Here is a 19,957-nt window from a genome sequence, read left to right on the forward strand (position 1 = left end):
CGTCGTCGTGCAGGACGTACGGGCGGGCATCCGGACGACAGTCTGAGGACATGTCGCAGTCACCCGCTCCCGCCGCGGATCCGCGGACCGCCGGCGGCCCCGTGCTCCCCCGCTCCCACAGGCTGTTGCGCACCGTCACCGTCGTGGCCTGCCTGCCGTACCTCGCCCTCAAGACGGCCTGGGTGGCGGGCAGTCACGTCGGTGTGCCGGCGGGCAGCCCGCTGCTGGACCACCGCGCCGAGGTGATCGCCGCCAACGTCCTGACGATCCTGATGGACGGCGCGGTGATCGTGCTCGCGCTCCTGCTGACCCGGCCGTGGGGCCGCAGGGTGCCCGCGTGGCTGCTCGCGGCGCCGATGTGGGTCGCTTCGGGGCTGCTGGCGCCGATCATGGCCGGCTATCCGCTCCAGATGCTGGTGCGCACGCTCGGCGGGAGCCCTTCGAGCACCTCCGGCGGCGAGGACGAACCCTTCCTGCACGAGTGGGTTCCCGCCGTCGTCTACACCGGGTTCATCGTCCAGGGCCTCGCGCTGGGCACGCTGTTCGCGCTGTATGCCCGGGACCGCTGGGGTCATCTGTGGCACGGCCGGATGCGGGACCTGCCGGCCGCACCGGCGGGGGCGGCGCAGCGGGTGACCGCGGTGGCGGCGGCCGTGCTCGCGCTGTTCCCGCTGACGATGCGCACCGTGTGGGCCTGCGGGGGCACGGCCGGGCTGAGCGCGGGCGTCGTCGCGGACCGGGGCAGCGACTTCCACGTCCTGGAGTCGCTGTACGTCGTCTGCCTCCTCGCCGCGGTCACCGGCGGAGTGCTCCTGGCCTTCCGGCGCGCTCCGGCGCTGCCGGTGCGGGTGCCGCTCGCCCTCGCCGGGGTCTGCTCCGCCGTCGTGGCCTGCTGGGGCGGCTGGACGGCGATGGCGGCCCTGGCCTCCGGCGGGGATCTCGCCGACCGCCCGACGGGGCTGATGCTGCTGACCTACGCTGGCCAGATGATCGTCGGTCTCCTCGTCACCACCGTCGGCGCCCGTTTCCTCGCGGCGCGGTCCGCGAGGACCGTCAAGCACCCGGTGACGTGAGGGCGTTCGCGCGGCCGCTGTTCGGCCGGCGGGCGCGGCTGCGCTGGATCCACCTGATCCTGGGCGGGGCGCTCGCCATGCCCTACGTCTTCGTCGGTGCGGTCCTCGTCGGGCCGCTGTCCGACGGCACCGCCGTCTTCACGTCGACCGGGCTCCTGCTCGCCTCGTTCGGCGTCGGTCTGCCGCTGGCCGCCGTCACGTCCCTGTTCCCGCTGACCCGGCCGCTGGAGAGCGCCGCGGTGCGCTGGCTGTGCGGGGTGGACGCGGACCGGCTCGCCGACCGGCCCGCCCGCGGCCGGGCCGCCAGGGGCCGCACGGCGCTCTGGTTCACGCTGCACCTGGGGGTCGGCGGGGTCGTCGCCGGGATGTCGCTGGCGCTGCCGCCGTTCGCGGCCGTGCTGATCGTGCTGCCGCTCGCGCCGGGACTGCGGGACACCCGACCGGGGCTGCCGGACGTCTTCGACCACCCCTGGGCGCCGGCACTCGCGCCGGTCGCGGGCGTGGCGTCCCTCGTCGCGCTGGCGGGCTGCGCGGCGGGGGCGGGCGCGCTGCTGGCCCGCTGGGCGCCCACACTGCTCGGCCCCGCCCTCGAGGACCGGCTCGCCGCCGCCGAGGCACGCGCCGCCGACCTCGCCGTACGTAACCGGCTGGCGCGCGAGCTGCACGACTCCGTGGGGCACGCGCTGAGCGCGGTGACCCTGCAGGCGAGCGCGGCCCGCCGGGTCCTCGACGGCGACCCGGAGTTCGTCCGCGAGGCCCTCGCCGCGATCGAGGACACCACCCGGCGCACGGTGGGCGAACTCGACGCGGTGCTCGGTGTGCTGCGGGACGGCGACGCCCCCGGTACGGCCCCGGCGCCCACGCTCGCCGCCGATCTGGACGGCCTGCTGCGCCGCACCCGGGCCGCCGGGACGACGGTGACGGCCGCGATCGGGACACCGCTGGAGACCCTTCCGCCGGTGCTCTCCCGCGAGGCCTACCGCATCGTCCAGGAAGGCCTGGCCAACGCCCTCAAGCACGCCGGCGGGAGGATCACCGTGACCCTGCGCGTCGAGGTACGGGACGGCCACCTGGAGATCACCATGGAGAACCCCCTCACGGCCCCGCCCACCACCCGCCCCGGCGGCGGCCACGGCCTGCCCGGCATCGATTCCCGCACCCGTCTCCTGGGCGGTACGGCCCGCGTGGGCCCGACGGGGGACATCTGGCGCCTGCACGTACGTCTCCCGATCCGGGCGGCACCGTGACCCGGCCCTCCCACGGAGGACCGGGAACCGGGCGCCCCGCCCAAAAAGGCCCGCTCCGGCAGCCGCGCGGGCCCGCCGCCGGGGCCGCACCCGCACGCCCCGCACGCCCCGCACCGACGACCCCGTACCGGACGCGCGCCGAGAGGACCCCGATGAACAGTCCCGCCCCGATCCGCGTCGTTCTCGCCGACGACGAACGCATGGTGCGTACCGCGTTGCGGGCCATCCTGTCCGCCGAGCCGGACCTGGAGGTGGTCGGTGAGGCGGCCACGGGGGCCGAAGCGGTGGCCGTCGTGCGGGAGCGGCGGCCCGATGTCGTGCTGATGGACGTGCGGATGCCGGAGATCGACGGCATCCGCGCCACCGAGCAGATCCTCGCCGGTCTCGACGAGCCGCCCCGGATCGTCGTCGTCACCACCTTCGAGAACGATTCCTACGTCTACGACGCCCTGCGCGTAGGAGCCGCCGGTTTCCTCCTCAAGCGGGCGGACGCCGACGCGCTCGTCGGGGCCGTGCGCCTGGTGTCCCGCAGCGACACCCTGCTGTTCCCTGCGGCCGTCCGCACCCTCGCCACCGAACACGCGCGCGCGCACCCCGCGCCTCCGGCGTGGGTGGCGCGACTGACCGGGCGCGAGAGCGAGGTCCTGCGGCACATGGCGGGCGGATCGACCAACGCGGAGATCGCCCGGCGGATGGGGGTCGGCACCGCGACGGTGAAGACGCACGTGGCGGCGGTGCTGGCCAAGACGGGCGCCCGGGACCGCACCCAGGCCGTGATCGCGGCCTACGATGCGGGCTTCCTGCGTGACACGTGACCGGTCCGGCACGTGATCGCCGGACGCGGGCCGGCTTCACGAACCCCCGATGACGAACCGGGCGGAGGGGGGCGATCCGACGCGGCCCGCCCGGAGGTCAGCGGCAACGGTCCGGCGGCCGAGGCGGCGATCGAAGCGGCGTTGGAGGACTGAGCCCCCCGGCCGACGGGTCGTCCGTGCGGACGGGCCGCCCCTTCCTCCCGGGGGGCGGCCCGTCACCTCGCGCGGATGGCCGTCTACCGTTGCGGGGACGGCTGTTCCACGTCGGGCGTCCGCTCGGCCGGGCCCCGTCGAACCTCGCTCCGCCGCGGTCCGTGGTACCGGTACGCACACCGACCGGCCAGACACCGTTCGACCCTCCGCACGAGCCCTTGAATGATCACTGCTACGCTCCGGAACTCACGCCGGTCACTCCGGATATTCACATGTCATCTACATGACACACACCGTCACCGGTGCCCGCCGGGCGCCCGACGCCGCTGCGAGGGGAGGTCGCCCGTGGGCACCGTCGTCGACGACACCGCCTCCGTGGAGTTCCACGCGTTCTTCGAACGCCACTACGCCGAACTGTCCCGGCTGGCCCATCTGCTGACGGGTGAGGCGGACGCCGCCGACGATCTGGCGGCGGACGCGCTGCTGGCGCTGTGGCACCGCTGGGACCGGGTGCGCGCCGCCGACCATCCGGCGGCGTACGCCCGGGGCGTGGTGGCCAATCTGGCCCGCACCCGGATCCGCAGCGCGGTGCGCGAACGGCGGCGGATCGCGCTGTTCTGGTCGCCGCGCGAGGAACGGATCGAGAATCCCGACGTGCCGGGGGTGGTGGACGTGCAGGAGGCGTTGCGCCGACTGCCGTTCCGCAAGCGGGCGTGTGTGGTGCTGCGACACGCCTTCGACCTGTCGGAGAAGGACACCGCGCTGGCTCTGGGCGTCTCGGTGGGTACGGTGAAGAGCCAGACCTCGAAGGGGATGGCCGAACTGCAGCGGCTGCTGGGCACGCGGGAGGTACCGCGTCAGGTGCACGCGGCGGTGGCGGCCACCGCGGGCGGGGAAACGGTCGGGAACGCGCGGAAGCGCCCCCACGGGGCCAGGGGAAGGAAGCGATGACGATGCGGCGGGACGTGCACGAGGAGCTGCGCGCCCGGCTGCAGGAGGCGGCCGGAGCGCACGAGCCCGACCGGGAGCGCATGCTGGCCCGGGTGGAGCGCGGCATGACCGGACCGGCCCGCCCCGAGCACCGGGCCGCGCGCCCGCCGGTGTTCGGCTGGTTCCGGGTGGCGGGTGCGACGGCCGCGGTGGCGGGGGTGCTGGCGGTGGGCGGCTACGCGGTCGCGTCCTCGGTGCAGGACGAGAAGCCGCCGCAGCGGCAGGTGGCCGTCTCACCGACGCCCACACCGTCCCCGGAGGCGACGAGCCGGCCGCCCGAGCCGTCGAGGACCCCCGCGCCGGACACCTCCGAGCAGCCCCGGAACACGGCCACCGAGCCCGCGGGGACGTCGAGTCCGTCCGGCGGTCCCGCCCGGCCGCCGGCCGGGGTCGAGGACGGGCCGCTGTGGTCGGACGGCTCGGTGGACCCGCACAGCAACGAGTTCTGGGCGCAGAGCAACGTCACCCTGAAGACCGCCGAGCGGCTGACCTCGCTCACCGTGGAGCTGCGGATCGCGCAGACCGGCGGGGTGACCTCCACGGGTGCCTGGCGCTCGCTGCCCGAGGACGACTTCGAGCTCTCGGTGGAGGAGCGGGACGGTTTCCTCGTCTACGTCTGGACGCTCAAGGAGGGCCGTGCGGTCAAGCCCGGCGAGTGGGTCTTCGCGGGGCAGTACGACCACGAGCGCGGCGGCCGGGACGCCGGGGACGACACCTACACGGCGCGGGCCGGCACCGGCTCCGGACAGCTCGCGGTCGGCGGCGACTTCGCGGCGCAGGACGACAAGGACGACAAGGACGACAAGGACGACGGGGACGAGGCGGACGACGAGGATTCCTGAAAAAAGATCGTCCGGGGCGGCAACCCTTTCCCCGGCGGCGGCGACCTGTAGGCGCAAAGACCCTCTCCACGCAAGGACATTGCGCATGACTGCACGACCCGAACAGCCTGCCTCCCACCGCCGCCGGACCACCAAGCGGCGGGCCGTGATCGCCGGAGTCTCCGCGCTCGGCATCACGGGGGCGGCGATCGTCACCACGACGATGCTGTCCACCGCGGGCGCCGCCTCGGCCTGGCCCTCCGACACCGGCAGCAAGCCGGTGTCCAAGACCGTCCCGGTCTCCGGGACGTACGACGGCGGCATGAAGAAGTTCTACGGCACCGGCTCCCTCGGCGGCGACGGCCAGGACGAGGGCCAGGACCCGATCTTCGAGCTGGCCGACGGCGCCACGCTGAAGAACGTGATCATCGGCACCCCGGCCGCCGACGGCGTGCACTGCAAGGGCAGCTGCACCCTGCAGAACGTGTGGTGGCTGGACGTCGGCGAGGACGCCGCCAGCTTCAAGGGCAAGTCGTCGTCGGCCCAGTACAAGGTGATCGGCGGCGGCGCGAAGAAGGCCGACGACAAGGTGCTGCAGTTCAACGGCGCCGGCACGCTGACCGTGAGCGGCTTCCGGGTCGAGGACTTCGGCAAGCTGGTGCGCTCCTGCGGCAACTGCAAGACGCAGTACAAGCGCACGATCGTGCTGAAGGACATCGACGTCGTCGCGCCCGGCAAGTCGCTCGTCGGCATCAACACCAACTACGGCGACACCGCCACGCTGTCGCAGATCCGCATCCAGGGCGACAGCAAGAAGAAGATCAAAACCTGCACCCGCTTCCAGGGCAACAACACGGGCAAGGAGCCGAAGGACCTCGGCTCCGGCGCCGACGGGAAGTACTGCAAGTTCTCCTCCTCGGACATCACCTACAAGTGATCCCTCCGGGCCCATGACCCCGGGCCGCCGTCTCGACGTCCGGCGGCCCGGTGACCGGTACCGTCCGAGCCCCCCTCGGACGGCCGGTTCCCCCAGGCGGTCCGGACCCCCATCCGGGCCGCCGCCCAGGACGCCCCGCCGGTTCACCCGGCGGGGCGTCCGCCTTGTGTCCGAGCCTGCGAACAGCGAAAACACCCGAAAACTTTCGGCGCTCCGCACCCCACCCGCATCGGTTGACGCCCCGCACCCCCCTGGTGACACTCCGGGAAACAACAGAATCACCCAGACTCCGACAGGAAGTGTCATGCGCCGCCACACCGCCCGTCGCACGCTTCTCGTCCCGTTCCTCGCCCTCCTCCTCGCCCTCCTCCTCGCCCTGCTCGCCGCCCCGCCGGGCACCGCACACCCGGGAGCACCACCCGGGAAGAAGCCCCCGTACGCCGGTTACCTCTTCGCCTACTTCACCGGCGAGGGCACCGCCGACGGCGAGCAGATCCGCTACGCCCTCAGCCGCGGCAACGACGCCCTGCACTGGCGCGAACTCAACGCGGGGAAGCCGGTGCTGACCTCCACCACCGGCGAGAAGGGGCTGCGCGACCCGTTCGTGATCCGCTCCCCCGAGGGCGACCGGTTCTACATGATCGCCACCGACCTGCGGATGTACCGCGGCAGCAGCGGCAGCTGGGACGAGGTCCAGCGGCACGGCAGCAGGTCGATCATGGTGTGGGAGTCCACCGACCTGGTCCACTGGACCGACCAGCGCCTGGTGAAGGTGTCTCCGGACAACGCGGGCAACACCTGGGCCCCGGAGGCCTACTGGGACGACGGGCTCGGCGCGTACGTCGTCTTCTGGGCGTCCAAGCTGTACGCCGACGACGACCCGGAGCACACCGGCTCGACGTACAACAGGATGCTGTACGCGACCACGGAGGACTTCCGCACCTTCAGCGAGCCGAAGGTCTGGAACGACCCGGGCTACTCGGTCATCGACTCGACCGTCGTCGAGCACGAGGGCACGTACTACCGCTACACCAAGGACGAGCGCGACCCGGCCTCCGGCTCGCCCTGCTCGAAGTTCGTCACCGGCGAGAAGTCGGCCTCGCTGACCGACACCTCCTACGACTTCGTCTCCGACTGCATCGGCAGCGGCGCGATGAGCCGGGGCGAGGGGCCGACGGTGTTCAAGTCGAACACCGAGGAGAAGTGGTACCTGTTCATCGACGAGTACGGCGGCCGGGGCTACCTCCCGTTCGAGACCACCGACCTCGACTCGGGCGAGTGGACCCCGTCGACGGACTACCAGCTGCCCACGAGCCCGCGGCACGGCACGGTGATACCGGTGACACAGGCGGAGTACGACCGGCTGCTGGCCGCGTACCCGGAGAGCCCCACGTCGATCGTGGACGCCACGGCCCCGGGCCAGAAGGGGTACGCCGTCGTTAGCGAGGGGACGAGCAAGGTCGTGCTGCCGATGGAGCCGGACGCGGACCTGCGGCGCCTCGCGCCGAAGCTGTGGCCGGCCGGGGGCGCGACGGTCAGCCCGCGGCCCGGTGCGCGCCGCGACTTCCGCAGGCCGCAGGCGTACACGGTGACGGCCGCCGACGGCACCAGGCGCACCTGGACCGTCGAGGCGGTGCCCACCCGCAGCCCCGTGCTGCCGGGCCTGTACGCGGACCCGGACGTGCGGTACATGGACGGCCGGTACTGGATCTACCCGACCACGGACGGCTTCCCCGGCTGGGGCGGTACGCGGTTCAAGGCGTTCTCGTCGAGGGACCTGGTCCACTGGGAGGACCACGGGGTGATCCTCGACCTCGGGCCCGACGTGTCCTGGGCCGACAGGAACGCCTGGGCGCCCGCGATCGCGGAACGCGACGGGAAGTACTACTTCTACTTCTGCGCCGAGCAGCAGATCGGCGTCGCGGTGGCCGACTCCCCGGCCGGCCCCTTCACGGACGCGCTCGGCGAGCCGCTGATCGGGAAGACACAGTTCAGCGGTCAGATGATCGACCCGGCCGTGTTCACGGACGACGACGGGCGGTCGTACCTGTACTGGGGCAACGGGCGCGGCTACGTGGTCCCGCTCAACGACGACATGGTGTCCTTCGACGCCGCGCAGGTGAAGGACATCACCCCGGGTGACTTCCGCGAGGGCTCCTTCACAGTGAAGAGGAACGGGACCTACTACTTCATGTGGTCCGAGGACGACACCCGCAGCGAGGACTACCACGTGGCCTACGCGACCGGTCCGTCCCCGCTGGGCCCGTGGACCGAGCGGGGCACGATCCTGTCCAAGCGCCCCGAGTACGGCATCCTCGGCACCGGTCACCACTCCGTGGTCAACACCCCCGGCACCGACGACTGGTACATCGTCTACCACCGGTTCGCGCTGAACGGCCCCGGCAAGCCCGGCGGGGACGGCACGCATCGCGAAACCACCGTCGACCGGCTGGAGTTCACGGCCGACGGCGGCATCGAGCCGGTGGTGCCGACCCTGGAGTCGGTCAGGCCGGCGCGGCGGTGACCGACTCCAGCCAGGCGTAGGCCTCGTCCTGCATCACGGCGTCGAAGACGTGGCCGCGCTCCGGCCACGTCTTCAGCCGCAGCCGCTCCTCGGCGCCGCACGAGCGCCAGACGGCCCGCAGCCTGTCGTACGCGGCCCGCACCCCGTCGGCGGGGAACAGGGCGTCGCGCCCGCCGTGGAAGAACAGCATCGGCTTCGGCGCTGCGATGCTCGCCACGTCGGGGACGTCGAGGTGCCGGGCGAGCCCGGGGTGGAGCATGTGGAACGCCGACTGCCCGCGCAGGGTGTTGTTGCCGGGCACCATCATCTCCTTGAGCCCCGTCATCCAGCACACGCTGACCGCGGCGGCGACGTGGTCGCTGAGCGCGGCGACCTGCCAGGCACGGTAGCCGCCCATGGAGAAGCCGACGGCCGCGACCCGGCCGGCGTCCACCCGGTCCAGGCCGGCCAGGAAGGCCGCGGCCCGCTGGTCCTCGCGGGCGTGCAGTCCGGCGAGCGAGGAGCCGAGGTGGTAGAGGTTGCTCGCCAGCGCCTGCTGCCGCTCGTAGACCAGAGGACCGCGTTCACCCCAGCCGAGCGCGTCCGGGCAGAACACCACATGTCCCCGCCGGGCCAGTTCGTCGCCGACGAAGCGCCCGTCGAAGTACCGGCCGGCCCACTCCTCGGCGGAGGCGAGGCGGGTGTCGTCGTACCAGGGCCGGACTCCCTTCTCCTTGCCGATGTCGAACCGGGACCCGTGGTCGTGCAGCAGCAGGACCGCCGGGAACGGGCCGGCGCCCCGCGGGGTGAGCAGGGCGCCGCGGACCCGTCCGTAGCGGGTGAGGGAGAGGGTGACCAGCTCCCGCGTGTACCCGTCGCCGTCCGAACGGGCGGCGGACTCCGGGGCGTACGGCGTCCCGTCCTGCCGGTCGACGAGGAGGTGCTCCTCGACCACCGCGCGGGCCGTGCGCCGCCACGCGTCGAAGTCCCGGACCGGCGAGGTGCCCCAGGCGAGCGGGAAGGTCAGCTCGTCCTTGAGCGCCGTGTGGAATCCGGGCAGGTCACCGGCGGTGAGCATACGGTCGCCAATCGCCGAGGTACGTCTCCCGGGTGTGCGAGGCGGCCTCCGCGCGGGTGAGCTGGGGACGGTTCCCGGGCACGGTGATCACGGCTCCCGGGCCGGTGTTGCGGTACTCGGCGAAGCGCTGGTCCTGCCAGGGGTGACCGCTCGCCATGTCGGTGTACGGCGCGACCGCGTCGATGCCGGCGCCGAGCCGGGTCTCCCGGACGGTGAGCATCGGGCGGGCGGTGCGGTCGGAGCTGGGCACCCAGGGCCGGGCCAGCTTGTAGTAGCCGTCGGGGGCCTCGCTGCTGATCCTGCTGCGGGTGACCAGGTAGCCGCGGGGGTTGGCGCCGGCGGTGGAGGGCGCGAAGACGAAACCGTACGGCGCGGCCGTGAGGTCGGGGCGGACCAGGGTGCGGAAGTGACAGTGTTCGAAGACGGCGGTGGCCCGGCCGAAGACGAAGTCGACGTCGCCCTCGGCGTAGCAGTGGGCGAAGTACTGGCGGGCGAAGGTGTCCAGGGACGGGGAGTCGGCGTACAGGGTGTCCTGGTGGCCGAGGAACCGGCAGTGGGTGAAGGCGCTGCGGTCCCCCTGCACCTTGAGGGCGACGGCCTGGGTGCCGCTGGTGCCGGGGAGGTCGGTACGCAGCCAGTCGTTGGCGAAGGTGATCCAGCGGGCGGTGAAGCCGTCGGGGCGCACGGTGGTGGTGGCCGAGCCGGAGGTGCCGTGGGTGCCGGAGCCGTCCGGCTTGGGGGTGCCGGCCGCGTTGTCGTAGACGATCACCACGTCACGGGGGTCCTCGGAGGCGCCGAGCCAGGTCATGTCGGTGCGGTCGGCGTCGACGGAGACCGTCTCGCGGTAGGCGCCCGGGGCGATGACGAGGATGCGTCCGGTGCCGGTCGCGGCGGTGACGGCGGCCTGGACGCTCGTGAAGTCGCCGGCGCCGCGCGGGTGGACGTACAGGGTCCCCGGGGTGAGCCGGGCGGACGGTGAGCCGTACCGGCCGAACGGGCGGCGGGGCCGGTGGCCCGCCCGTGCCGGGGCGGCGGACAGGGCGAGCGCGGCGGAGGCCGTGGCGCCGGCGAACAGGAAGTTCCTTCGGGACAGGGGCGAGGACATACGGGTGCTCCATGGGTGACGGGGCCGGGCCGGTGCGGGCCGCACCGGCCCGGCTGTCGGGGAGGGGGAGGCGTCAGCGGATGCGGCCGGCGCCCGCGCCGTGCTTCACCAGGGCCGGGACGGCCCGGGCCGGGTGGACGGCGGCACGCAGGGTGGGCGTCCACCCGGCGCCGGACCGCAGGGTCTCGGCCGGGATCTCCGCGTTGTGCACGGCGATCAGGTCGACCCGCTTGCCGTTGACCAGGTTGTGCGCGGCGGTGACCGGCGAGTCGTTCCACCGCTTGAGGATCTTCGCCGGGCTGATGCCCTTCGCCAGGGTGAACGCGTTGTGTTCGGCGACGAGCTGGGACTCCTTGCCGACGCCGAAGCTGTAGGCGTAGCCGTCCTTCGCCACGAAGTGGTTGTTGTACACGTCGACCTGCCCGAAGCGGACGCGGGGCGCGCGTTCGACCAGGTCCGAGAACAGGTTGTGGTGGAAGGTGGCCTTCAGCCTGCCCCGGTCGCCGACGGCGGTGGACTCGCCGTCGCTGTTGCCGATGAGGATCGTCTTGTCGTGCTCGGTGAAGACGTTCCAGGAGGCGGTGACGTAGTCGGCGCCCCGGACGATGTCCAGCTCTCCGTCGTGCTGTTGGTACAGCATGCCGAAGTAGGTGGGCGCCTCGCTGTCGGGGTGCTCGCCGTCGGTGAACGTGTTGTGGTCCAGCCAGACGTGGGTGGAGCCGTGGACGACGGCGGTGTCGTACTCGGAGTTCCAGTTGCCCCGGCTGCCGTCGGTCGGGTCCCACTGCGGGAAGCAGTCGATCGGGCTCTCGAGGGTGAGGTTGCGGACGATGACGTTGTCCACGCCCTTGATCTGCAGGCTGGCGCCCTTGATGCCGGCGTTCCGGCCGACCCCGATGATCGTGGTGTTGGAGGGGACGTTCGCCTTGATGGCGGCGTCCTGGGCGGCGGCGGAGGCCCTGCGCAGCCCCTCCGGGCTGTCGTCCGGCTCGGCGCTCAGGTCCTGTTCCAGACCCCAGGTCTCCGGCGCGTACGCCTCCAGGTAGGCGTCGAAGTCGTAGCCGGGCGCGGCGAACGCCTCGCAGCCCTCGGAGACCGCGTCGATGGTCCCCTTCACCTTGATGATCTTCGGTGCGTCTCCGCCGGCCGCCAGGGCCGCCTTGAACTCGGCCCAGGTGCGCACGGTGTGGACGTGCTCGCGGTCGGCGGCGGCGCCTCCGGTGGTGCCGGCGCCGTAGGAGGCCCAGCCGTCGCCCGCGCCCAGCGTCTGCCGGGCGGGGTCACGGTGGTGGTGCGACGGGGAGTGCGCCTGGGCGCCGGTGCCGGTCAGGGCCAGTACGAGGGCGGTGCAGCCGGCCAGCGAGGCGGCTCTCACCATGGCATGCCCATGCCATCCAAATGTGCTCATGGTGCGGCTCTCCTTTTCCATGGTCCAGGGGTGTTACGCGACGGCCTCCGGCCAGGTGATCCACGACCGGGGTATCTCCGCGTCGAGCCGGCGCACGTCGCGCGGTGCGAGCACCCGGGTGCGCAGCAGCTCCCGGGCGACCAGCCGCGCCACGGCGATCGCGCCCGGCGGATCGAAGTGCGTGTTGTCCTGCTCGGTCGCCGTCCAGTTGAAGTACTTCTTGGTCTCCTCGGCCCCGAGCTCCTGCCACAACGCCAGCGACAGCGCCTGGACGTCGAGCAGCGCGACCCGCTCCTCGGCGGCCAGCGCCCGCATCGCCGCCGGGTACTCCCCGTGGCTCGGCACGGCACGCCCGTCCGCGTCGAACCGCCGCCGCTCCACGGCGGTGGCCAGCACGGGCCGCGCCCCGCGGGCCCGGGCCCCGTCGACGTACATCCGCAGGTACTCCTGGTACGTCGACCAGGGCTCGGTGTGGCGGGTGGGGTCGGCGGACTTCTCGTCGTTGTGCGCGAACTGGACGAGGAGGAAGTCGCCGGGCCGGATCGAGGAGAGGATCGCCTCGAGCCGCCCCTCGTCGACGAAGCTCTTGGAACTCCGCCCGTTCACGGCGTGATTGGCGACGGCGAGGTGCCGGTGCAGCAGGAAGGGCAACGCCGTCCCCCACCCGGTCTCGGGCGCGGCGTCGGCGTACTTCTGGGCGGCGGTGGAATCACCGGCGATGTGGAGGGTGCGGCGGCGCCTCGGGCCGGCCTGCGCGGTCCCGGTCATGGCGAGTGCGAGGGGCACGCCGAGCCCGGCGACACCGACCTGTCTGCGCGTGAGTGACACGAGCTGTGCCTTTCCACGGGAGGGGCGGCGGGAGCGCCCCAAAGGGGGCGGGAGTGTATCGATCCGCGGCTTCGCCGCGTGGGTGCGATCAGTCGGGGACGGCCCGCGGCGGAACCGGACGGGCCGCCCCCGGCGAAACCGCCGATCAGCCCATCTGCTCCTGCCACTCGGCCTGCGCCTCGTTCAGCTGCTCGGCCATCGTGTTCAGGAATTCCTTCGCGCTCATGTCCCCGAGCAGGACCTTCTGGAAGTTCGGCTCGTTGTCCGCCTTGGAGATCGTGTTCCAGTCCGGCAGGTAGTACGGCAGCTGGACGATGGTCGTGGAACCGTCGCTCAGCGCCTCCGCGGCCAGCTTCGTGGGCTCCGCCTTGCTGATCCACTCGTCCTTCGCGGCGTCCGCGTGCGCGGGCACCTGACCGGCCGACTCGTTGAACTTCGAGCTCGACTCCGCCGACGTGGCGAACTCGATGAACTTCCAGGCGGCCTCCTTGTTCTTGGAGCTCTTGAACAGGCCGACGCCGTCGACCGGGTTGGAGACCTGGACCCGCTTGCCGCCGGGGCCGGTCGGCTGCGGGATGCCCCGGAACTTGTCGGTGGTGAGCGCCTTGACGTGGTCCTGGTACGAACCGAGGTTGTGGTTCAGCATGCCGATCGTGCCGGAGTCCCACTGCGCGACCATCTTGGTGAAGTCGTTGTTCAGGTCGGCCGCGGGGGTGGCCTTCTTGAACAGGCCCGCGTACTTCTCCAGGGCCTCGACGTTCTTCGGGTCGTTGACCGTGGTCTTCTTGCCGGAGGAGTCCCAGAACGAGGTGATGCCGGACTGCCCGTACATGGCGTCCAGGGCCTGGGCGATGGAGCCGGCGCCGCCGCGGATGGTGTAGCCGAACTCGTTCTTGCCCTTGTTCGTCAGCTTCTCGGCGGCCTCGTAGAACCGGTCCCAGGTGGTCGGCTCCTCCAGGCCCGCCTTCTCGAACAGGTCGGTGCGGTAGTACAGGACGCCGTTGTTCGCCGAGGTCGGGATCGAGTACAGCTTGTCGTCCCCGCCGCCGGCGGCGCGCAGCGACTCGATCATGTCCTTGTTGAGCTTGCCGTTCAGCGGCGACTTGGCCAGCCGGAAGTCCAGCGTGTCGAGCGCGCCCTGGGCGGCGAAGCCCGCGAGCATCGAGGCGCTGATGCCGCCGACGTCCGGCAGGCCGCCGCCCTGGATGGCGGTGTCGACCTTGGACTGGTACTCGGTGGAGGCGATGCCCACGTACTGGACGTCGATGTCCGGGTTCGCCTTCTCGAAGTCGGCGATGATCTCCTTCCAGATCTCGGTGCGGACACCGCCGTTGTTGTCCCAGAAGACGATCTTGCCCTTGCCGCTGCCCTCGGCGCCGGCGTCGCCCGCGCCGCTGCCGTCGTCACCGCAGGCGGTGGTGGTCAGGGCGAGCACCGCCCCCAGGGCGACGGCGGCCGACGCCCGGCGTCCGCCCTTGCTGTTTCTGAGAATGCTGATCTTCATTGGTCGGCTCTCTTCTTCTGGATCCAACGGACTATGAAGTTGTGGGGGGTCGGTCGAGGGCGTACGGCGGTGTTCAGCCGTACGCCGAGGGGCTGATCCGGAACCGCGTGAAGGTGGCGGCGCCGGCGTGTCCCTGACCGGTGGGGGCCACGGCGACCAGGCCGAGCAGGGCTCCGACCCAGCGCCAGGGGGTGGCGGCGAAGACCTGGCCGGAGGGGCGGAAGCCGTCCCCGGTGTCGCAGGAGAAGCGGCAGCGTGCCCCGGCGCCGATGTCGACGCGCAGCAGGGCCCGGCCGCCGGGAGCGGGCCTCGGGTGGTCGGCGTCGCGTTCCCTGTCCGCGACCGTCTCGGCGAACCGGTGCACCAGGTGCACCGTGCCGTCCGCGCCGCGCTGGAGCCCGATCCAGCAGTAGGCGTCCCCGAGGACGGCGAGTCCGGCGCGCGCCCCGGGTTCCTCGCTGTCGAGCCGCAGCTCCACCTCGACGGTGCACGGGGTGCCGGGCAGCCGCTGGGTGAGAACGTGGGGCAGGGTGCGCAGGTCGTGCGCGTCGGCGGAGCGGACGCAGGTCAGCCGCAACCCGTCGGCGGAGTGCTGGGTGGTCCAGCCCTCCTTCGGGTTGGCGGTCCACTGCCACTGACGGCCGTGGCGTCCGCCGGGGAAGTCGTCGTCGGTGGCCGGCGCGGCGGGCGGCTGCGGCGGCAGGTCCGGGCGGCGGTGCTCGGCGACGGGGGCGCCGTGGTGCCCGATCACCGGCCAGCCTCCCCCACTGCCCCAGCCCATCGGCTGGAGGTGCACGACACGGCCGTACGGTCCGCGCTGCTGGAAGTGCAGGAACCAGTCCTCGCCGGACGGGGTGCGCACCCAGCCGCCCTGGTGGGGGCCGTTGACGTCGGTGTCCTTCTGCTCCAGGACGACCTTCTCCTCGTACGGTCCGAAGAACGCGCGGGAGCGGAAGGCGCCCTGCCAGCCGGTCTCCACTCCCCCGGCGGGGGCGAGGATCCAGAACCAGCCGTCGTGCTTGTAGAGCTTGGGCCCTTCCAGGGTGAACCAGCCGGGGATGCGGTCGCCGTCGACGATCACCTTGCCCTCGTCGAGGAGTTCGGTGCCGTGGGGGTGCATCCGGTGGCCGGTGAGGCGGTTCTTGACGCCGCTGCGGGACTTGGCCCAGGCGTGCACGAGGTAGGCCTCGCCGGTCTCGTCGTCCCACAGGGGGCACGGGTCGATCAGCCCCTTGCCGGCCTTCACCAGGTGCGGCCGGGTCCAGGGGCCGCGGATCTCGGGGGCGTTGACCTGGAAGATACCCTGGTCGGGGTCGCCCCAGAAGATCCAGAACCGGTCGTCGTGGTGGCGCAGGGACGGGGCCCAGACCCCGCAGTCGTGCCGGGGCGTGGTGAACTCGCTCTCCGGCTCCAGCCGTTCGAGGGCGTGGCCGACGAGGGTCCAGTTGACCAGGTCGCGGGAGTGCAGCAGGGGCAGTCCGGGGGCGCGGCCGAAGCTGGAGGCGGTCAGGTAGAAGTCGTCGCCGACGCGGATCACGTCCGGGTCGGACCAGTCGGCGTTCAGGACCGGGTTGCGGTAGGTGGTCTCGGTCCGCCCGGCGGTCATGGGCTCACCGCCTTGCGGACCAGGGCGGCGGCGGCGCTCCGGTCGAGGCGGCCGTCGGCGACGACGGTGACGATCCGGCGGACCACCGTCCCGCCGGCCGGGAGGGGCAGCCGTGCGGCGTGGGCGAGGGAGGAGCCGACGCCCGGGTACTCGGCGGTGCGGACGAACCAGGGGTCCTGCCGGGTCTGTTCGGTGGCCCCCGCGAAGACGAGCGTCCAGGTGGACCCGGCGAGCGCGATCCAGTCGGCCGGCCGGCCGTGCGCCTCGCCCTCGCCCTCGGCGCGGTCGGTGAAGACGTCCGGGGCCGTCTCCTCCTTGCGGGCCCGCCAGAAGAAGCCGCCGTACGCGGCCCCGGGGCGGCCGTTGGTGGCGGGGCTGCCGATGGAGAGCGGCGCGCCCGTGACGTTGGTGAGGGAGAAGGTGAAGTCCAGCGCCCAGGCGGCCCCCGTGAGCTCGGTGACGGCGACCGTGCGGCGCTCGCGCAGCAGCTCGCCCGGCGCGGCCGTCCAGCGCAGCTCCTCGACGAACCCGTCGGGGTCGCGCAGCTGGTAGGCGGTGTGCCGCTGGGAGCCGTGGTTGTCGAGCTCGGTGGGTCCCTGATCGCGGACGTAGGTGCGTCCGCCCCAGAAGTTGAACCCCTCGACATCGGGAACGGCGACACCGACGCCGAGGTGGTGTGCGTGGTCGGCGGGGCTCAGCTCGGTGACCGCCGTGCCGGCCAGGGTGGTGACGGGGTGCAGGTACGGCCGCGGGGAGAGCCGGGCCGGCAGTTCGGGCCGGGTGACGTACCGGCCGACGGGCCGGCCCGCGACGCGCAGCACCACGGAGTCGTCGCCGGTCATCGGATGCTCACCTCTTTCGGCAGGTGGTGGGCGGGCAGGGCCCAGGAGGCGCCCAGCTCGGAGTAGAGGGACAGGGTGTCGGCGGCGGCCGCGACGAGACCGTCGACACCGGGCACCACCCGGCGGTTCTCACCGGGCACGTGCCGCCAGACGCCGTCGGGCAGCGGGACCGGGTCGGGGGCCTCGCGGATCGCCTCGACGACCTGCATGAAGGCGCCCGTCTCGTCCGGGGTGACCAGCAGGGGGGTGCCGTCGGTGAGGTGGGCGACGAGGTTCTCCAGCAGGTCGGTGCGGCCGAACAGCGTCTCCTCCGGGCCGCGGCCCGCGCGCTGGAGCAGGACGCGGTCCTGCTTGTACCAGAAGGTGATCCGGCCGCTGCTGCCGTGCACCATGACGTACGGCTCGTCCGCCCGCTCCGCGCACAGGGTCGCGGCGACGGTGACCGAACCGCCCCGCGCGGTGGTGATCCGCACGCAGGAGGTGTCGTCGGACTCGATGTCGTTGGCGCGCAGCAGCTCGGTCTCGATGCCGGCGACGTCCTCGGCGCGGGTGCTCCCGGCGAGCGCGAGGGCGGTGGCGACGGCGTGGGCGAGCGGGTTGGTGAGCGCCCCGTCGACCACGTCGACGCCGTTCAGCCGGCGCCGGCCCGCCCAGGGCGCCCGCCGGAAGTACTCCTCGGGCCGCACCCAGGCGCCGGCTCCGCCGATCCCCGTCACCCGGCCGACGGCGCCCTCGGCGACCAGCTCGCGGATCGCGGGCACGGCGTGCGAGCCCAGCGACTGGAAGCCGATCTGGCAGGCCACCTGGGCCGCGGCGACCCCGTCGGCCATCCGCCGGTACTCGGCGTACGACGGCGCCGGCGGCTTCTCCAGCAGGATGTGCACGCCCCGCTCGGCCGCCGCGAGGGCGAGGTCGGTGTGGGTCGGGATCGGGGTGCAGATCACCGCGATCCGGGCGCCGGTGGACTCCAGCAGTGCGCCGAAGTCGGCGGACTGCTCGGGGAGTTCACCGCCGAACTCGTCCTCGGTGAGCGGGGTGAGCTCGCAGATCCCGGCAAGCCTCACGAGTCCTTCCGCTTCGAGGCGGCGGATGTTCGCCACGTGCCAGCGGCCGTGGCCGCGGGCGCCGGCGAGGACGACGGGCAGCGGGGCGTCGGGCACGGTCCGAGGTGGGGTCATCCCTTCACCGCCCCCGCGCTGAACCCGGTGATCAGCCACTTCTGGATGAAGGCGAACACGATCACGACGGGGACGGCCGCGATGATGCCGCCCGCGGCGAGCGCGCCGAGGTCGACGCTGTCCGCGCTCATCAGGGTGTTGAGGCCGACCGGGATGGTCTGCTTCTCCTGGTTGTTGAGGAACATCAGGGCGAACAGGAAGTGGTTCCAGGAGTGGACGAAGGCGAAGGAGCCGACGGCGATCAGACCGGGCCGCAGCAGCGGCAGGACGACCACCCGGAAGGCCTTGAAACGGTTGCAGCCGTCGACCCAGGCGGCCTCCTCCAGGGAGTACGGCACGTTCTTGATGAAGTTGCTGATCAGGATGATCGACAGCGGCAGCTGGAAGACCGTCTCGGCGATGATGACGCTGCCGAGGGAGTTGATCATCTGCAGTTCGGCGAAGATCTCGAACAGCGGGACCAGGAGCAGCGCGCCGGGCACGAACTGGGAGCAGAGCAGGGCGAGCATGAAGGCCCGCTTGATCTTGAAGTCGAACCGGGCGAGGGCGTAGCCGCCGGCCAGGGCGACCAGCGTCGTCATGATCAGGGTGGCGACGCCGACCAGCACGCTGTTGTAGAAGAAGGTGCCGAAGCTTCGGTCCGTCCAGACCTTCTCGAAGTGGACGAAGGTCATCGGCCAGGGCACGAGCGAGGTCGAGCCGGCCGGGCGGAGCGCGAAGAGCAGGATCCAGTAGAAGGGGATGAGGGTGAAGACGAGGTAGATGCCCAGCGGCAGGTAGATCTGCCAGCGCGGCGCCTCGTCCCAGGCCCGGCGCTTCTTGGCCGGCCGGGGCGGCTCGGGGGTGGTGCGCGCGGGGGCGGGGGCGGCCAGGGGGGCCTCTTTGGTGATCACTTCTCGCCTCCGAACTTGCTCAGCCGCAGGTAGACCATCGAGCAGAAGAGCAGGATGAGGAACGCGACCGTGGTCAGGGCCGACGCGTAGCCGAAGTTGTGCGCGTCCACCGAGGTGTTGGCGATGTACAGCGGCAGTGTCGTGGTCTCGCCCGCGGGTCCGCCGCCGGTCAGCGTGTAGAGCAGGTCGACGTTGTTGAACTCCCACACCGCGCGCAGCAGCGTGGACAGGATGATGGCGTCCTTCAGGTGCGGCAGCGTGATGTGCCAGAACTGCTTGATGCGGCTGGCCCCGTCGACCTCGGCGGCCTCGTAGAGGTCCTTCGAGACGGACTGGAGGTCGGCGAGGATGAGGATCGCGAAGAAGGGGACACCGCGCCACAGGTCGGCGACGACCACGGCGGGGAAGACGGTGGAGGTGTCCGACAGCCAGCTGACGCCGTAGTCGCCGATGCCCATGTCCGCGAGGTAACGGGTGATACCGGTCTGCGAGTTGTAGAGCAGCACCCAGATCGCGGAGGTCAGCACGCCGGAGACGGCCCACGGCGAGAAGACCATGGCGCGGCCCAGGGCGCGGCCGACGAAGGTCTGGTTGACGATGAGGGCGAGGGCCAGGCCGAACAGCAGCTGCAGTCCGACCTCGACGAAGACCCACTTGGCGCTGAAGACGAGGGTGTCCCAGAACAGCGGGTCCTCGGTGAAGATGTGGGTGAAGTTGTCGAAGCCCGCGTAGCCGTTCCGCCAGGGCTTGGTGGGGTTGTAGTTCTGCAGGCTGTAGTAGAAGACGCTGATGACCGGGTAGGCGATGAAGCCCAGCATCAGCAGGGCGGCCGGCCCGATCAGCAGGTACGGGAGCTTGCGGGGCGTGGCGGAGGCACGGCGCCGCCGGGGTGGCCTGGGCGGTTTCGCCACGGCTGCGGCATGGGCCATGACTGTTCTCCGTTTCTCGGTACGTCTTGCTGTGTGGTGCGTGAGCG

The 19,957-nt window shown here is 72.2% G+C and carries 17 protein-coding genes; 7 read left to right on the forward strand and 10 right to left on the reverse strand.

Translation table 11 applies throughout. The features are described from left to right. Positions 1 to 50: 50 nt before the first annotated feature. The 7 genes from ACZ8ZB_RS08120 (at position 51) to ACZ8ZB_RS08150 (ending at position 8,560) form a co-directional block, all read left to right on the forward strand. On the forward strand, positions 51 to 1,073 hold the full coding sequence (locus tag ACZ8ZB_RS08120; protein WP_470737019.1) for a hypothetical protein: 1,023 nt from the start codon (positions 51 to 53) through the stop codon (positions 1,071 to 1,073). After that, positions 1,070 to 2,320 carry a sensor histidine kinase gene (locus ACZ8ZB_RS08125; RefSeq protein ID WP_470737020.1) on the forward strand — a complete coding sequence of 417 codons (1,251 nt, stop codon included), beginning with the start codon at positions 1,070 to 1,072 and terminating at the stop codon, positions 2,318 to 2,320. Before ACZ8ZB_RS08120 ends, ACZ8ZB_RS08125 begins: the two co-directional genes overlap by 4 nt. Before the next feature lie 152 nt (positions 2,321 to 2,472). Further along, positions 2,473 to 3,135 (forward strand): response regulator transcription factor, encoded by a 663-nt coding sequence (locus tag ACZ8ZB_RS08130; protein ID WP_470737021.1) that lies wholly within the window; start codon positions 2,473 to 2,475, stop codon positions 3,133 to 3,135. 498 nt (positions 3,136 to 3,633) lie between these two features. Continuing rightward, a complete protein-coding gene (locus tag ACZ8ZB_RS08135; RefSeq protein WP_470737022.1) occupies positions 3,634 to 4,239 on the forward strand; it encodes a SigE family RNA polymerase sigma factor in 606 nt (201 codons plus the stop codon). Then, a complete protein-coding gene (locus ACZ8ZB_RS08140) occupies positions 4,236 to 5,120 on the forward strand; it encodes a hypothetical protein (protein WP_470737023.1) in 885 nt (294 codons plus the stop codon). The genes ACZ8ZB_RS08135 and ACZ8ZB_RS08140 overlap by 4 nt, the downstream gene beginning before the upstream one ends. A gap of 85 nt (positions 5,121 to 5,205) precedes the next feature. Next, on the forward strand, positions 5,206 to 6,036 hold the full coding sequence (locus ACZ8ZB_RS08145; RefSeq protein ID WP_470737024.1) for a pectate lyase: 831 nt from the start codon (positions 5,206 to 5,208) through the stop codon (positions 6,034 to 6,036). 304 nt (positions 6,037 to 6,340) lie between these two features. Beyond that, positions 6,341 to 8,560 (forward strand): glycoside hydrolase family 43 protein, encoded by a 2,220-nt coding sequence (locus ACZ8ZB_RS08150; protein ID WP_470737025.1) that lies wholly within the window; start codon positions 6,341 to 6,343, stop codon positions 8,558 to 8,560. Here the strand turns inward: ACZ8ZB_RS08150 and ACZ8ZB_RS08155 are convergent. The 10 genes from ACZ8ZB_RS08155 to ACZ8ZB_RS08200 form a co-directional block, all read right to left on the reverse strand. Further along, positions 8,541 to 9,617 carry a dienelactone hydrolase family protein gene (locus ACZ8ZB_RS08155; RefSeq protein ID WP_470737026.1) on the reverse strand — a complete coding sequence of 359 codons (1,077 nt, stop codon included), beginning with the start codon at positions 9,615 to 9,617 and terminating at the stop codon, positions 8,541 to 8,543. The genes ACZ8ZB_RS08150 and ACZ8ZB_RS08155 overlap by 20 nt on opposite strands. Beyond that, complete coding sequence (locus tag ACZ8ZB_RS08160; protein WP_470737027.1) at positions 9,601 to 10,722, reverse strand: pectinesterase family protein; 1,122 nt, start codon at positions 10,720 to 10,722, stop codon at positions 9,601 to 9,603. The genes ACZ8ZB_RS08155 and ACZ8ZB_RS08160 overlap by 17 nt, the downstream gene beginning before the upstream one ends. A gap of 73 nt (positions 10,723 to 10,795) precedes the next feature. Further along, the gene (locus ACZ8ZB_RS08165; RefSeq protein ID WP_470737028.1) at positions 10,796 to 12,130 is read right to left on the reverse strand and encodes a pectate lyase family protein; all 1,335 of its coding nucleotides are present in this window, start codon (positions 12,128 to 12,130) and stop codon (positions 10,796 to 10,798) included. Positions 12,131 to 12,163: 33 nt separating this feature from the next. Continuing rightward, positions 12,164 to 12,958 (reverse strand): rhamnogalacturonan acetylesterase, encoded by a 795-nt coding sequence (locus ACZ8ZB_RS08170; RefSeq protein ID WP_470737029.1) that lies wholly within the window; start codon positions 12,956 to 12,958, stop codon positions 12,164 to 12,166. Between the two features lie 145 nt (positions 12,959 to 13,103). Further along, positions 13,104 to 14,462, reverse strand: a complete 1,359-nt coding sequence (locus ACZ8ZB_RS08175; protein ID WP_470737030.1) for an ABC transporter substrate-binding protein — start codon at positions 14,460 to 14,462, stop codon at positions 13,104 to 13,106. A 73-nt stretch (positions 14,463 to 14,535) separates the two neighbouring features. After that, a complete protein-coding gene (locus ACZ8ZB_RS08180; protein ID WP_470737031.1) occupies positions 14,536 to 16,068 on the reverse strand; it encodes a glycoside hydrolase family 43 protein in 1,533 nt (510 codons plus the stop codon). Then, the gene (locus ACZ8ZB_RS08185) at positions 16,065 to 16,910 is read right to left on the reverse strand and encodes a DUF6807 domain-containing protein (protein WP_470737032.1); all 846 of its coding nucleotides are present in this window, start codon (positions 16,908 to 16,910) and stop codon (positions 16,065 to 16,067) included. The genes ACZ8ZB_RS08180 and ACZ8ZB_RS08185 overlap by 4 nt, the downstream gene beginning before the upstream one ends. Further along, positions 16,907 to 18,088 carry a Gfo/Idh/MocA family protein gene (locus ACZ8ZB_RS08190; RefSeq protein WP_470737033.1) on the reverse strand — a complete coding sequence of 394 codons (1,182 nt, stop codon included), beginning with the start codon at positions 18,086 to 18,088 and terminating at the stop codon, positions 16,907 to 16,909. Before ACZ8ZB_RS08190 ends, ACZ8ZB_RS08185 begins: the two co-directional genes overlap by 4 nt. Beyond that, a complete protein-coding gene (locus tag ACZ8ZB_RS08195; RefSeq protein ID WP_470737034.1) occupies positions 18,085 to 18,981 on the reverse strand; it encodes a carbohydrate ABC transporter permease in 897 nt (298 codons plus the stop codon). Before ACZ8ZB_RS08195 ends, ACZ8ZB_RS08190 begins: the two co-directional genes overlap by 4 nt. Then, positions 18,978 to 19,910: a carbohydrate ABC transporter permease gene (locus tag ACZ8ZB_RS08200; RefSeq protein ID WP_470737035.1), complete on the reverse strand. Its 933-nt coding sequence runs from the start codon at positions 19,908 to 19,910 to the stop codon at positions 18,978 to 18,980. The genes ACZ8ZB_RS08195 and ACZ8ZB_RS08200 overlap by 4 nt, the downstream gene beginning before the upstream one ends. Between the last annotated feature and the right edge of the window lie 47 nt (positions 19,911 to 19,957).

The sequence above is a fragment of the Streptomyces sp. 12E genome (assembly GCF_055633275.1).